The following is a 13,877-nucleotide window of genomic DNA, read 5'->3' as shown; positions in this document are numbered from 1 at the left end:
CCTATCGTCGGGAAAATGCGCCAGTACTCTGCGGACCTGACCCCGCCCTGGAAGAAGCCGAAGCCCGTGCCGGAGGTCGCCGCGGAGGCGGACCTCGTGGTGGAGGAGCTGAGCACCGGCTTCTGCGGGGCGGTGATCCGCTGCGAGAAGACGGCGGAGGGTCCGACGGTGACCCTGGAGGACCGCTTCGGCAAGCACCGCGTCTTCCCGATGACTCCGGGTGCCTTCGCCCTGGAGGGCCGTACGGTGACGCTGGTCCGCCCTTCCGCTTCCTCCTCTTCACCGGTACGTCCTTCGCGCACCGCTTCCGGCTCGGTGGCCGTGCCGGGTGCGCGGGCCCGGGTCGCCCGCGCGGGGCGGATCTACGTGGAGGGCCGCCACGACGCGGAGCTCGTCGAGCGGGTGTGGGGCGACGACCTGCGGATCGAGGGCGTCGTCGTCGAGTACCTGGAGGGCATCGACGACCTCCCGGCGATCGTCGAGGAGTTCTCCCCCGGCCCCGACGCGCGACTCGGCGTCCTGGTGGACCACCTGGTGCCCGGCTCGAAGGAGTCGAGGATCGCGGCGCGGGTGAGTTCTTCGTCGGCGCTGGTGGTGGGGCACCCCTACATCGACGTGTGGGAGGCGGTGAAGCCGTCCTCGGTGGGGATCGCGGCGTGGCCGCGCGTCCCCCGCGGCCAGGACTGGAAGACGGGCGTCTGCGAGGCCCTTGGCTGGCCCCTGAACACGGGCGCCGCATGGCAGCGGATCCTGGGCTCGGTGCGCAGCTACCGGGATCTTGAACCGGCGCTTCTGGGCCGCGTGGAGGAACTGATCGACTTCGTCACCGCGGACTAGCGCCGGGAATTCAGCCCGTCCGGCGTTTGAGGACGAACTCGGCGGAGCCGGTGATGACGGTGCCCCCGAGCCGGCGAAGCCGGAATTTCGGGAAGGAGCGGGATTGGGGAAAGCCCCGCAGGGACCGCCCGAACCTCAGTCCACCAGGTCCCGCACCACCGCATCCGCCAGCAACCGCCCCCGCAGGGTCAGCACGGCACGCCCCTCCTCGTAGGGCCCCGCCTCAAGAAGCCCATCGGCGAGCGCCCGGCGGGAAGCCGCGAGGCCCGCGGGGTGGAGCAGGGACAACGGGCACCCCTCAAGGAGCCGCAGCTCCAGCAGGATCCGTTCCACCCGCCGGTCCTCCGCGGCGAGGATCTCCCGCCCGGCCCCGGGCGACCGACCGGCCGCGAGGGCGCCCGCGTAGGCACCCGGATGCTTGACGTTCCACCACCGCACGCCCCCCACGTGGCTGTGGGCGCCCGGCCCGGCCCCCCACCAGTCGGCCCCGCGCCAGTACAACTCGTTGTGCAGGCACCGCCCGGCATCGGACGTGGCCCAGTTCGACACCTCGTACCAGGAGAACCCCGCGCCCCCGAGCACCTCGTCGGCGATCAGATACCGGTCGGCGTGCACGTCGTCGTCCGTCATCGGCACCTCGCCGCGCCGGATCCTGTGCGCGAGCTGCGTGCCCTCCTCGACGATCAGGGCGTAGGCGCTGACGTGGTCGGGCCCGGCGCCGATCGCCGCGTCGAGCGTGGCCCGCCAGTCGTCGTCCGTCTCGCCCGGCGTGCCGTAGATGAGGTCGAGGTTGACGTGGTCGAAGCCCGCCGCCCGCGCCTCGGCCACGCATGCCTCGGGCCGACCGGGGGTGTGCGTACGGTCCAGCACCTTCAGTACGTGCTGCTTCGCGCTCTGCATCCCGAAGGAGACCCGGTTGAAGCCACCGGCCCGCAGTTCGCTCAGATAGGCCGGATCGACGGACTCCGGGTTCGCCTCGGTGGTGATCTCCGCGTCGTCCGCGAGACCGAACTCCTCCCGGACCGCTCCCAGCATGCGGACGAGATCGGCCGCCGCGAGGAGCGTGGGCGTACCGCCGCCGACGAAGACCGTCTGCACCGGGCGCGGGTCGTCCCCCAGGGTCTTGCGCGCGAGCCGCACCTCGTCGATCAGGGTGTCCGCGTAGTTGTCGCGCGAGGCGAGCACGCCGCCGGAGCCGCGCAGCTCGGTCGCGGTGTACGTGTTGAAGTCGCAGTAGCCGCAGCGCGTGGCGCAGTACGGGACGTGGAGGTAGAAGCCGAGGGGCCGTGTCCCCGCACCCGCGAGGGCGGACGCGGGCAGGGACCCGTCCTCGGGCATGGGCTCACCATCGGGCAGTGCGGAAGGCATACCTTCGATTGTCCCGCACCGCGGAGGAACCCGGCGCCGCGCACCGGGCGGCCCGCCCGCCTACTGCGCCTGCAGGACCAGGACCGCCATGTCGTCGTCCGGCGGCCGCTCCGAGAATTCGTGCACCATCCTCTTGATCCGTTCCGCGATCAGCGACGCGTCGAGGCCCGCGCAGCTCGCGAGGGCCTTCGCGAGACCGTCGCCGTCGTCGAACATCAGCTGCCCGGTGCGGCGCTCGGTCACCCCGTCGGTGACGCAGAGCAGCGTGTCTCCCGTGCGCAGGTCGAAGCTCTCGCTCGTATACGTCGCGTCGTCGACGACCCCGAGCAGCAGCTGGGGCGAGGCCGCCACCAGGACCGTGCCGTCCGGGGAGAGCAGCAGCGGCAGCGGGTGCCCCGCGCTGGCCACCGTGCAGCGGACGCCGCCGTCGTCCATGGGGACCAGCTCGCCGTAGAGCAGGGAGAGGAAGCGGGAGGTGGCACCGTCCGGCGGCACGCTCTGGCCGCCCGCCACCGCGACCACCGCCGCCGCCGCGTCCGCCGCCTCCGTCGCGTCGTCGAGGAGGAGCTGGTTGAGGCGGTCGAGCACCTCCGCGACCTCGTACCCCTCGCGGGCGAGCAGACGCAGCCACGGCCGGGCGAGGCCGATCACGACGGCCGCCTCGACGCCCTTGCCCTGGACGTCGCCGAGCGCGAAGCACCAGCGTCCCTTGCCCGCCTGGAACACGTCGTAGAAGTCGCCGCCGGGCCCGCCCTTGTCCCGCGGCTCGTACACGACGCCGCTCCGCACGCCGGGGATGTCCGCGACGGAGCTCGGAAGGAGTCCGCGCTGCAGGACCTGGCTGATGGTGGCCTGTCGCTGATAGCGCCGCGCCGCGCTGATGGCCAGGGCGACGCGGCGGCTGAAGTCCTCGATGAGGCCGGTGACCTCGTCGGCGAAGCGCATCACCCCGGCCCGCCCGATGATGAGCGTGCCCAGCGCACGACCGCCCGCCGTGAGACGGTACGCCAGGGCCGTGCCGCCCCCCTCGTCCGCCAGGGCCTCGCCGGGCCACGTCACGGGGACGGCGCCGCAGCCGGCCGCTTCGGGCAGCAGGGGCGGGTCCTTCTCCAGGCTGCGCCGCAGTTCCTCTATGCGCTGCTCGCTGGTGTGCCAGACGCGGGCGAGCCGGGAGCCCGCGCCCCCGCTCATGGCGCCGCGCGGCGCGGCCTCCGACTCGTCGTCGAGCCATACCGCGCACCAGTCCGCGAGCCGCGGCACGAGCAGCTGCCCGGCGAGTGCGGCCACCAGGTCCTCGTCGAACTGCCCGGCGAGCAGGTCGGACGCCTCGGCGAGGAAGGTGAGCGCGCCGCGGTTGACCCACTCCGTGTCGTGCGTGATCCGTCGCGGCAGCGGGGCGAGGATCTCGGCGGTGCGCAGCCCTCGCTGCATCGCCTGTTCACTCGCGTACGACTCGATCCCCTGTCCGGCCTGCACGCCGCCGACCGGGAGGCGGGCCCAGACGGCCTTGGTGCCGGTGCGGTAGGTGATGCCCCAGGAGTCGGAGAGGGTCGCGACGAGCTGGAGGCCGCGGCCGTACTCGGGCGTGCCGGGCGGCTGGGGCGTGGGCTCGCTGCGGACCGCGCGGGCCGGGTGGTGGTCGGAGACCTCGATGACCAGGGTGTCGGTGCTCTCCCCCAGGCCCGCCTCGTCGAGCCGGCACAGCAGCTCGACCGTGGTGCCCGCGTGCACGACGGCGTTCGTGACCAGTTCGCTGACCAGCAGCACTGCATCGTCCGCCAGGCGGTCGGTGACACCCGCGGCCGCGGGCACGGCGAGCTCGACCCAGTCGGCGAGCGCGGCGCGCACGAACCTGCGTGCGGCGGCGGGCGCCAACGGGTTTCCGGGCAGCGACGTGCACACCACCGCCGGCGGGCCGGGCTGGTACCCCGGCTGGGCGGACGCACGGAAAGTGGTCTCCCGTTGCATCGGAATGGACCCCACGTTTCGGCTCCTGAGCAGTTCGGTCGAATACGCCTCAGGCGACACGGACAGAGTGACAGACTGGCCACGCCCATAAGCACCGAGTTACTGAAGTGGGCCGCTATGAGTGAGAACAGTGCTATGCCCGCGCTCGGTTACGGTCGGATTCCGGCACCGAAACCAGCTTCGACACCACAGTCGTGCACCGGGAACGATCCGGACGCGGCATCAGAAAACATCGCGGAGAACGCCCCGGAAGCGACCTCCGATCTGCGTATCCTGCTGTCCGCCATGCGGGCGGCGCGTGACGGTGACTTCACCAAGGTGACGGTGAGTGGCCACGGCCTGGTCGCCGAGCTGCACGCGGTGTTCAACGAGATGCTGGACCGTTCGCTGCACTTCGACAGTGAACTCACGCGCGTACGCCGGGAGATCATCCGGCACGGCCATCTCGACGAGCGGTTCACCGCGAGCCCGGGACAGGGCAGCTGGGCCACGCGCGTGACGGACGCCAACTCCCTGCTCGACTCGCTGGTCGCCCCGGCGGCCAACGCGACACGCGTACTGAACGCGGTCGCGGGCGGCGACCTCACCCAGCGGGTGGACCTGCACGACGGCTCCCGCGAGCTGCGGGGAGACCTGCGGCGTCTGGGCCGTGCGGTGAATACGATGGTCGACCAGCTGTCGCTCTTCACGGGCGAGGTCACCCGGGTCGCCCGTGAGGTGGGCACGGAGGGGCGGCTCGGCGGGCGCGCCAAGGTGCGCGGTCTGTCGGGCAGCTGGCGTGACGTGACGGAGGCCGTCAACACGATGGCCTCCCGCCTCACCGCCCAGGTGCGCGACATCGCGCTGGTGACGACGGCGGTGGCGCAGGGTGACCTGACCCGGACCGTCACGGTCGAGGCGACGGGCGAGCTGCTCGAACTGAAGCTGACCGTCAACACGATGGTCGATCAGCTGTCCGCGTTCGCGGCCGAGGTGACGCGTGTCGCCCGTGAGGTCGGCACGGAGGGCCAGTTGGGCGGCCGGGCGCAGGCCCGTGGTGTGTCGGGGGTCTGGAAGGACCTCACCGACAACGTCAACTTCATGGCGTCGAACCTCACCTCTCAGGTGCGGAACATCGCCCAGGTCACCACGGCCGTCGCCAACGGCGACCTGAGCCAGAAGATCACCGTCGACGCCCGGGGCGAGATCCTGGAGCTGAAGTCGACGGTGAACACGATGGTGGACCAGCTCTCCGCGTTCGCCGATGAAGTCACGCGTGTCGCCCGCGAGGTCGGCACGGAGGGAAATCTGGGCGGTCGCGCTCAGGTGCGCGGCGTGTCCGGGGTCTGGAAGGACCTCACCGACAACGTCAACTTCATGGCGGACAACCTCACCTCCCAGGTGCGGAACATCGCCCTCGTGTCGACGGCCGTCGCCCAGGGCGACCTGGGCAAGAAGATCACGGTCGAGGCGAAGGGCGAGATCCTCGAACTGAAGTCGACCATCAACACGATGGTGGACCAGCTCTCCGCGTTCGCCGACGAGGTCACCCGTGTCGCCCGCGAGGTCGGCACGGAGGGCAACCTCGGCGGGCAGGCCCAGGTGCGCGGCGTGTCCGGCGTCTGGAAGGACCTCACCGACAACGTCAACTTCATGGCGCTGAACCTCACCTCCCAGGTGCGGAACATCGCCCAGGTCACCACGGCCGTCGCCAACGGCGACCTGTCCAAGATGATCACGGTGACGGCGCGCGGCGAGATCCTGGAGCTGAAGGACACCGTCAACACGATGGTGGAGCAGCTGCGGGCCTTCGCGGACGAGGTGACCCGGGTGGCCCGTGAGGTCGGCACGGACGGCCGGCTCGGCGGGCGGGCCCAGGTGCTCGGTGTCTCCGGCGTCTGGAAGGACCTCACCGACAACGTCAACTACATGGCGGACAACCTCACGGGCCAGGTCCGCAACATCGCGCAGGTCGCGACGGCGGTGGCCCAGGGCGACCTCTCCAAGAAGATCGACGTGGACGCGCGCGGCGAGATCCTGGAGCTGAAGACCACCATCAACACCATGGTGGACACGCTGTCCTCGTTCTCCTCGGAGGTCACCCGCGTGGCCCGCGAGGTCGGCTCCGAGGGCCAACTGGGCGGCCAGGCACGGGTCGAGGGCGTCTACGGCACGTGGAAGCGCCTGACGACGAACGTGAACGAGCTCGCCCTGAACCTCACCACCCAGGTCCGCGCGATCGCCGAGGTCGCCTCGGCCGTGGCCCAGGGCGACATGACCCGTTCCATCACGGTCGAGACCCGCGGCGAGGTCTCCGAGCTCAAGAACAACATCAACGTCATGGTCTCCAACCTCCGTGAGACCACCCGCGCCAAGGACTGGCTGGAGTCGAACCTCGCCCGTCTCGCGGGTCTGATGCAGGGGCACCGTGACCTGATGGAGGTCGCCGACCTGATCCTGCGCGAGCTGACCCCGCTGGTGAACGCCCAGTACGGCGCCTTCTTCCTGGCCGACCCCGAGGCCGGGGACGCCACGACGCTGCAGACGCCCCCGGTCAAGGGGCTCGCCTTCATCGCCGGGTACGGCTCCGCGCAGGGATCGGTCGTCGACACGGGTGCGATGCCCGCGCACGGCCTGGTGCGCCAGGCGGCCCTGGAGAAGAAGCGGATCCTCGTGGACGAGGTGCCGCCCGACTACATCAAGATCACTTCGGGGCTCGGGGACGCCGCACCGGCCAGCCTCGTCATCATCCCCATCCTCTTCGAGGACAAGCTGCTAGGCGTCATCGAGCTGGCCACGTTCTCCCGCTTCTCGGACGTGCACCTCGCGTTCTTCGACCAGTTCGTCAGCACCATCGGCGTCGCGATCAACACGATCATCGCCAACTCCCGTACGGAGTCACTGCTCAGCGAGTCCCAGCGGCTCGCCACGCAGCTCCAGGACCGCTCGGACGAACTCCAGCTCCAGCAGGCGGAGTTGCAGCGTTCGAACGCCGAACTGGAGGAGAAGGCGGCGCTGCTCGCCACCTCCTCGCAGTACAAGTCGGAGTTCCTCGCGAACATGTCGCACGAGCTGCGCACCCCGCTGAACTCCCTGCTCATCCTGGCGAGGCTGCTCTCGGACAACCCCGACAGCCATCTCTCCGACCAGGAGGTGCAGTTCGCGACGACGATCCACCGCTCGGGATCCGACCTGCTCCAGCTCATCAACGACATCCTCGACCTGTCGAAGATCGAGGCGGGCCGGATGGACGTCCGCCCCAAGAAGCTCCCCCTCATCAAGGTCCTCGACTACGTCCACGCGACGTTCCGCCCGCTCACCCTGGACCGCGGGCTCGCCTTCGAGGTCTCGGTCGGCGAGGACGTGCCGCGCGAGATGTTCTCGGACGAGCAGCGGCTCCAGCAGATCCTGCGCAACCTCCTGTCGAACGCGGTCAAGTTCACCGCGAGCGGCCGGGTCGAGCTGCGCGTGAGCCGCGTCAAGAACACCGGCGACCGACGGCTCCACGACGGCGGCGACCGGCTCTGTTTCGCCGTCACGGACACCGGCATCGGCATCCCGCCCGATCAGCTGCCGGCCATCTTCGAGGCGTTCCAGCAGGCCGACGGCACCACCAACCGCAAGTACGGCGGCACCGGCCTCGGCCTCTCCATCAGCCGCGAGATCGCCGGGCTCCTCGGCGGCCGCATCACCGCGGAGAGCAACCCGGGCCAGGGCTCCACCTTCACGCTCTACGTCCCCGTGGTGCACCCCGGCCACGGCCCCGCGGCAGTGGCGTACGCGGCGACCAGGTCGCTCACGACGCCCGAGCCGCACGAAGAGGGGGTCACCATGTCCCCGCACACCTTCCACGAACAGAACGACAGCTGGCCGACACCGACCAAGCTGGAGGAATACCGGGAGGGAGCGGCGGGCCGCATATTGCGTGGGCGCCGCGTCCTGATCGTGGACGACGACATCCGCAACGTCTTCGCGCTCACCCACGTACTGAGCCGCGTCGGCATGCCTGTCCTCTACGCGGAGAACGGCCGCGAAGGCATCGAGACCCTGGAGCGCAACCCCGACACCGACCTCATCCTGATGGACATCATGATGCCGGAGATGGACGGCTACGAAACCATCGCCGCCATCCGCCGCACCCCGCGCTGGGCCGGTCTTCCCATCATCGCGCTGACCGCCAAGGCAATGCCCGGCGACCGCGAGAAGGCCATCGAACAGGGCGCCAACGACTACGTACCCAAACCCGTGGACGTGGACCAGCTGCTCACCGTCGCCTGCGCCCTCTTGGCCCCCGAGGCCGCAGACGCCCCAGAGCCGGAGACGTCCACCACAGCAGATACGACCGTCGCACCGGAACCGGCAGGCACTCTCGGGGAGGCCGCCGTTCCGCCGACGACCGAGTGAGGCACTGTCACCATGAGCACAGAGGTCATGACCGACAACCGCGCGAGCATCCTTCTTGTCGATGACATGGAGGACAACCTGATGGCACTCGAAGCCGTCCTGGGATCCCTCAACGAACCACTGGTGCGCGCCCGTTCGGGCGAGGAGGCCATGAAGGCCCTACTGCGCCAACGTTTCGCCGTGATCCTCCTGGACGTCCGCATGCCGGGGATGGACGGCTTCGAGACCGCGTCGAACATCAAACGGCTCGACCAGACCAAGGACGTGCCCATCATCTTCCTGACGGGCACCGACAACGACGCGGGCTACGCCTTCCGGGGCTATGCGACGGGTGCCGCGGACTACATGACCAAGCCGTTCGACCCCTGGGTACTGCGGGCCAAGGTCACCGTCTTCCTCGAACTGCACCGCAAGAACCAGCAGTTGGAGAAGATCCTGGCGCGCGAGCAGCAGCAGTTCGACGAGCTGGCGGCCCGCCTCTCGGCCATCGAGACGCACATGGCGGCCAGCAGCTTCAAGGACGTGCTCGAACTGCGCCACCACGTGACGCACATGGAGGAGCTGGTGAGAGAGATGCGGCGCGGGCGGGGTGGTGTCTGAGGAACCAGTCCGAGGACCACTGGGTCAGGCAGCGCCCCGCCCGCGCGCGGGAGTCCGGGCTCAGGCCTCGCGCGATCCCGCGTACATCTCGTCGATCAGGTGCTGGTACTCGCGCTCGACGACGGGGCGCTTCAGCTTCAGGCTGGGCGTCAGTTCACCGTGCTCGATGTCCAGGTCGCGGGGCAGCAGCTTGAACTTCTTGACGGTCTGCCAGCGCTGGAGGCCTTCGTTCAGCTCCTTCACATAGCCCTCGACGAGTGCGACCGTCGCCGGGGCGGCGACCACGTCGGCGTAGCTCTTGCCGTCCAGGCCGTTGTCCTTGGCCCAGGCCATGATGGACGGCTCGTCGAGCGCGATCAGAGCGGTGCAGAAGTTCCGGTCGGCGCCGTGCACCAGGATGTTGGAGACGTACGGGCAGACGGCCTTGAACTGGCCCTCGACCTCGGCGGGCGCGATGTACTTGCCGCCCGAGGTCTTGATCAGGTCCTTCTTGCGGTCGGTGATCCGCAGATAGCCGTCCGCGGAGAGCTCGCCGATGTCCCCGGTGTGGAACCATCCGTCGGACTCCAGGACCTCGGCCGTCTTCTCGGCGAGCCCGTGGTAGCCCTCCATGATGCCGGGGCCGCGCAGCAGGATCTCGCCGTCGTCCGCGATCCGGACCTCGGTGCCGGGCAGCGGCTTGCCGACGGTGCCGGTGCGGTAGGCCTCGCCGGGGTTGACGAAGGAGGCCGCGGAGGACTCGGTGAGGCCGTAGCCCTCCAGGATGTGGATGCCCGCGCCGGCGAAGAAGTAGCCGATCTCGGGCGCGAGCGCGGCCGAGCCGGAGACGGCGGCGCGCAGCCGGCCGCCGAAGGCCTCCCGCAGCTTGGAGTAGACGAGCGCGTCGGCGACCTTGTGCTTGGCGCCGAGCCCGAAGGGCACCGAGGCGGTGCCGGTCCTGCGGAAGTTGTCCTGGCTGACCTTCGCGTACTCGCGGGAGACGTCGGCGGCCCACAGGAAGATCTTGTACTTGGCGCCGCCGCCGGCCCGTGCCTTGGCCGCGACCCCGTTGTAGACCTTCTCGAAGATGCGCGGCACGGCGGCCATGTACGTCGGCTGCACCACCGGCAGGTTCTCGATGATCTTGTCGACGCGGCCGTCGACTGCGGTGACGTGCCCGAGCTCGATCTGCCCGGAGGTCAGCACCTTGCCGAAGACGTGCGCGAGCGGCAACCACAGGTACTGCACGTCGTCCGGGCCGAGCAGACCGGTCGACGCGATGGCCTTGGCCATGTACGACCAGTTGTCCTGCGGCAGGCGCACGCCCTTGGGCCTACCGGTGGTGCCGGAGGTGTAGATGATCGTGGCGAGCTGGTCCTTGGTGATCGCCGAGATGCGCTCCTTGACCGCCTCCGGGTTCTTCTCCAGATGGGCGGCGCCGCGCGCCTCCAGGTCGGCGAGGGTGAGCACCCAGCCCTCGGGGTCGCCCTCCGCGGGCCCGGCACCCTCGGCGTCGATGACCACGACGTGCCGCAGCTCGGGCAGCTCGGCCCGCTTCTCGCGCGCCTTGGCGAGCTGCTCGGCGTTCTCGGCGATCAGGACCCGGCTGTCGGAGTCGGCCAGGATGTAGGTGGACTCCTCGGCGTTGGTCTGCGGGTACACCGTGGTCGTGGCCGCGCCCGCGCAGAGGATGCCGAGGTCGGCGAGGATCCATTCGACGCGCGTGGACGAGGCGAGAGCCACCCGGTCCTCGGGGGCGAGGCCGAGCTCGATCAGGCCCGCCGCGATGGCGTAGACCCGCTCGGCGGCCTGCCCCCAGCTCAGCGACTTCCAGTCGTCCGGCCCCTCGCCCGATGCGGCCGGCACCGGATAGCGGTAGGCCTCCGCGTCGGGCGTGGCCGCCACGCGCTCCAGGAAGAGATGGGCCACGGACGGCGGACGGTTCTCGATCAAGGTCTGTGTGTCGCTCACGACATCCTCCGGACCCGCGACAATGCGGCGACTGGCTGGCGGCTGCTGGTCTTGTTTAACTTGCGAGTAACCTACGAGCAGTGATCAGAGTAGAGCGCTGAAGCCCGCCACGTAAGGGGCTTCTGCCTGTCACTTCATACAAGAACGGGTCCGCCGCGCAAGAGCGCGACGGACCCGCTGGGATGCCCCTGTGATGTCCGCGTGACACCCGTGCAGGACGGGACGGCGGCCGGGGTGTGGGCTACTTCTTGGCCTTGCCCGCACCGCTGTCGTCGCTGGAGAGCACCGCGATGAAGGCTTCCTGCGGCACCTCGACGGAGCCGACCATCTTCATGCGCTTCTTGCCCTCCTTCTGCTTCTCGAGCAGCTTGCGCTTACGGGAGATGTCACCGCCGTAGCACTTGGCGAGGACGTCCTTGCGGATCGCGCGGATGGTCTCGCGGGAGATGACCCGGGAGCCGATCGCCGCCTGGATGGGCACCTCGAAGGCCTGGCGCGGGATGAGCTCGCGCAGCTTGGCCACCAGGCGCACGCCGTACGCGTACGCGGCGTCCTTGTGGGTGACGGCGGAGAAGGCGTCGACCTTGTCGCCGTGCAGCAGGATGTCGACCTTGACGAGCTGGGCGGCCTGCTCACCCGTGGGCTCGTAGTCCAGGGACGCGTAACCGCGCGTCTTGGACTTCAGCTGATCGAAGAAGTCGAAGACGATCTCGGCGAGCGGCAGCGTGTAGCGGATCTCCACGCGGTCCTCGGAGAGGTAGTCCATGCCGAGCAGGGTGCCGCGCCGGGTCTGGCACAGCTCCATGATCGAGCCGATGAACTCGCTCGGGGCGAGGACCGTGGCGCGTACGACGGGCTCGAAGACCTTGTCGATCTTGCCCTCGGGGAACTCGCTCGGGTTGGTGACCGTGTGCTCGGTGCCGTCCTCCATGTTCACGCGGTAGACCACGTTCGGAGCGGTGGCGATCAGGTCGAGACCGAACTCGCGCTCCAGGCGCTCACGGATCACGTCGAGGTGCAGCAGGCCCAGGAAGCCGACGCGGAAGCCGAAGCCGAGGGCGGCCGAGGTCTCCGGCTCGTACACCAGCGCGGCGTCGTTGAGCTGCAGCTTGTCGAGGGCCTCGCGCAGGTCGGGGTACTCCGAGCCGTCCAGCGGATAGAGACCCGAGAAGACCATCGGCTTCGGGTCCTTGTAGCCGCCCAGGGCCTCGGTCGCGCCCTTGTTCAGGGAGGTGATCGTGTCACCGACCTTGGACTGACGGACGTCCTTCACGCCGGTGATGATGTAGCCCACCTCGCCGACGCCGATGCCGTCGGCCGGGGTCATCTCGGGGGATGAGACGCCGATCTCAAGGAGCTCGTGGGTGGCGCCGGTGGACATCATCCGGATCCGCTCACGCTTGTTGAGCTGGCCGTCGACGACTCGGACGTACGTCACGACGCCTCGGTAGGAGTCGTACACCGAGTCGAAGATCATCGCTCGCGCGGGCGCGTCGGCGACGCCGACCGGCGGCGGGACCTCGGCGACGACCTTGTCGAGCAGCGCCTCGACGCCCATGCCGGTCTTCGCGGAGACCTTCAGCACGTCGTCCGGGTCGCAGCCGATGAGGTTGGCGAGCTCCTCGGAGAACTTCTCCGGCTGGGCGGCCGGCAGGTCGATCTTGTTGAGGACCGGAACGATCTTGAGGTCGTTCTCCATCGCCAGGTAGAGGTTGGCGAGAGTCTGAGCCTCGATGCCCTGCGCGGCGTCGACGAGGAGGACCGTGCCCTCACAGGCCGCCAGCGAGCGCGACACCTCGTACGTGAAGTCCACGTGCCCCGGGGTGTCGATCATGTTGAGGACGTGGGTCTTGCTCTGGTCGGGGCCCTCGGTGGGGGCCCAGGGCAGACGCACCGCCTGGGACTTGATCGTGATGCCGCGCTCGCGCTCGATGTCCATGCGGTCGAGGTACTGAGCACGCATCTGTCGCTGGTCGACCACACCGGTCAGCTGGAGCATCCGGTCGGCGAGCGTGGACTTGCCGTGGTCGATGTGCGCGATGATGCAGAAATTGCGGATCAGAGCCGGGTCGGTACGGCTCGGCTCGGGCACGTTTTTAGGGATCGCGGGCACGCAGGGTCCTGTCTCTTGAGGCGCCTGTCGCCTCGGGTCGGATCTATACGTAGGTTCCATGGTCCCACGGGTGAGGCACTGGGCCCGGTGTGGGCCGCTCAGGGCCGGGGACCGGGCCCGGATTGGGCCGCCCGGGGTGCGGCTGGTAATCTGGGCCGCTGTGTCTCCTTGCCCTCTCGGCGCCGAGGCACGTGTCAAAGAAACTCATCTGCAGTACCTCTGCAGTACCTGAACCTGAAAAGGCTCTTTCGTGGCGAACATCAAGTCCCAGATCAAGCGGATCAAGACCAACGAGAAGGCGCGTCAGCGCAACAAGGCGGTCAAGTCTTCCCTGAAGACCGCGATCCGCAAGGCCCGCGAGGCCGTTGCCGCAGGCGACACCCAGAAGGCCGTCGAGGCGACGCGTGAGGCTTCGCGTCAGCTCGACAAGGCCGTCTCCAAGGGTGTCATCCACAAGAACCAGGCCGCCAACAAGAAGTCGGCGCTTGCTTCGAAGGTTGCGACCCTCCAGGGCTGAACCCCTGACCGAGCGCCGTCCCGCGGCCGCTCACTTGATTTGAACGCCGGGAAGGACTCAGCGGGCCCTCTCTTCCGCTCCTGACCGGCACCCCGGATCCGCACGCGACCTGCGTTCGCCACGCGGGTGTGGATCCACCCA

The 13,877-nt window shown here is 69.4% G+C and carries 8 protein-coding genes; 4 read left to right on the top strand and 4 right to left on the bottom strand.

Translation table 11 applies throughout. From position 1 onward, the window contains the following. Positions 1–15: 15 nt before the first annotated feature. Positions 16–837 (top strand): DUF3097 domain-containing protein, encoded by an 822-nt coding sequence (locus OG302_RS27655; protein WP_371529235.1) that lies wholly within the window; start codon positions 16–18, stop codon positions 835–837. A gap of 135 nt (positions 838–972) precedes the next feature. Here the strand turns inward: OG302_RS27655 and hemW are convergent, their stop codons facing one another. Then, positions 973–2,205 carry a radical SAM family heme chaperone HemW gene (gene hemW, locus OG302_RS27650; protein WP_371529234.1) on the bottom strand — a complete coding sequence of 411 codons (1,233 nt, stop codon included), beginning with the start codon at positions 2,203–2,205 and terminating at the stop codon, positions 973–975. Between the two features lie 60 nt (positions 2,206–2,265). Beyond that, positions 2,266–4,188: a SpoIIE family protein phosphatase gene (locus tag OG302_RS27645; RefSeq protein ID WP_371529233.1), complete on the bottom strand. Its 1,923-nt coding sequence runs from the start codon at positions 4,186–4,188 to the stop codon at positions 2,266–2,268. A gap of 270 nt (positions 4,189–4,458) precedes the next feature. Between OG302_RS27645 and OG302_RS27640 the strand changes: the two genes are divergently transcribed. Together OG302_RS27640 and OG302_RS27635 are read left to right on the top strand one after the other, a co-directional pair. After that, positions 4,459–8,556 carry a HAMP domain-containing protein gene (locus OG302_RS27640; RefSeq protein ID WP_371529232.1) on the top strand — a complete coding sequence of 1,366 codons (4,098 nt, stop codon included), beginning with the start codon at positions 4,459–4,461 and terminating at the stop codon, positions 8,554–8,556. A 12-nt stretch (positions 8,557–8,568) separates the two neighbouring features. Then, on the top strand, positions 8,569–9,156 hold the full coding sequence (locus tag OG302_RS27635; RefSeq protein WP_371529231.1) for a two-component system response regulator: 588 nt from the start codon (positions 8,569–8,571) through the stop codon (positions 9,154–9,156). 60 nt (positions 9,157–9,216) lie between these two features. On the opposite strand, the gene OG302_RS27630 is transcribed toward OG302_RS27635, so the two are convergent. Further along, entirely contained in the window at positions 9,217–11,106 is a 1,890-nt protein-coding gene (locus OG302_RS27630) for a long-chain fatty acid--CoA ligase (protein ID WP_371529230.1), read from the bottom strand. 241 nt (positions 11,107–11,347) lie between these two features. Further along, positions 11,348–13,219 carry a translation elongation factor 4 gene (gene lepA / locus OG302_RS27625; protein WP_371529229.1) on the bottom strand — a complete coding sequence of 624 codons (1,872 nt, stop codon included), beginning with the start codon at positions 13,217–13,219 and terminating at the stop codon, positions 11,348–11,350. 250 nt (positions 13,220–13,469) lie between these two features. Between lepA and rpsT the strand changes: the two genes are divergently transcribed. Continuing rightward, the gene (rpsT, locus tag OG302_RS27620; protein WP_135334171.1) at positions 13,470–13,736 is read left to right on the top strand and encodes a 30S ribosomal protein S20; all 267 of its coding nucleotides are present in this window, start codon (positions 13,470–13,472) and stop codon (positions 13,734–13,736) included. Positions 13,737–13,877 lie beyond the last annotated feature (141 nt).

Origin of the sequence: Streptomyces sp. NBC_01283, assembly GCF_041435335.1 — a bacterium.
Lineage (GTDB): Bacteria > Actinomycetota > Actinomycetes > Streptomycetales > Streptomycetaceae > Streptomyces.
The sequence above is the reverse complement of the archived record's forward strand: the minus strand, read 5'-3'. Positions and strand labels throughout refer to the sequence as shown.

Bases quoted from the DNA above. Each gene is read 5' to 3' on its own strand.
- OG302_RS27655 (WP_371529235.1), top strand. From the start codon at position 16: ATGCGCCAGTACTCTGCGGACCTGACCCCGCCCTGGAAGAAGCCGAAG.
- hemW (WP_371529234.1), bottom strand. From the start codon at position 2,205: ATGCCTTCCGCACTGCCCGATGGTGAGCCCATGCCCGAGGACGGGTCC.
- OG302_RS27640 (WP_371529232.1), top strand. From the start codon at position 4,459: ATGCGGGCGGCGCGTGACGGTGACTTCACCAAGGTGACGGTGAGTGGC.
- OG302_RS27635 (WP_371529231.1), top strand. From the start codon at position 8,569: ATGAGCACAGAGGTCATGACCGACAACCGCGCGAGCATCCTTCTTGTC.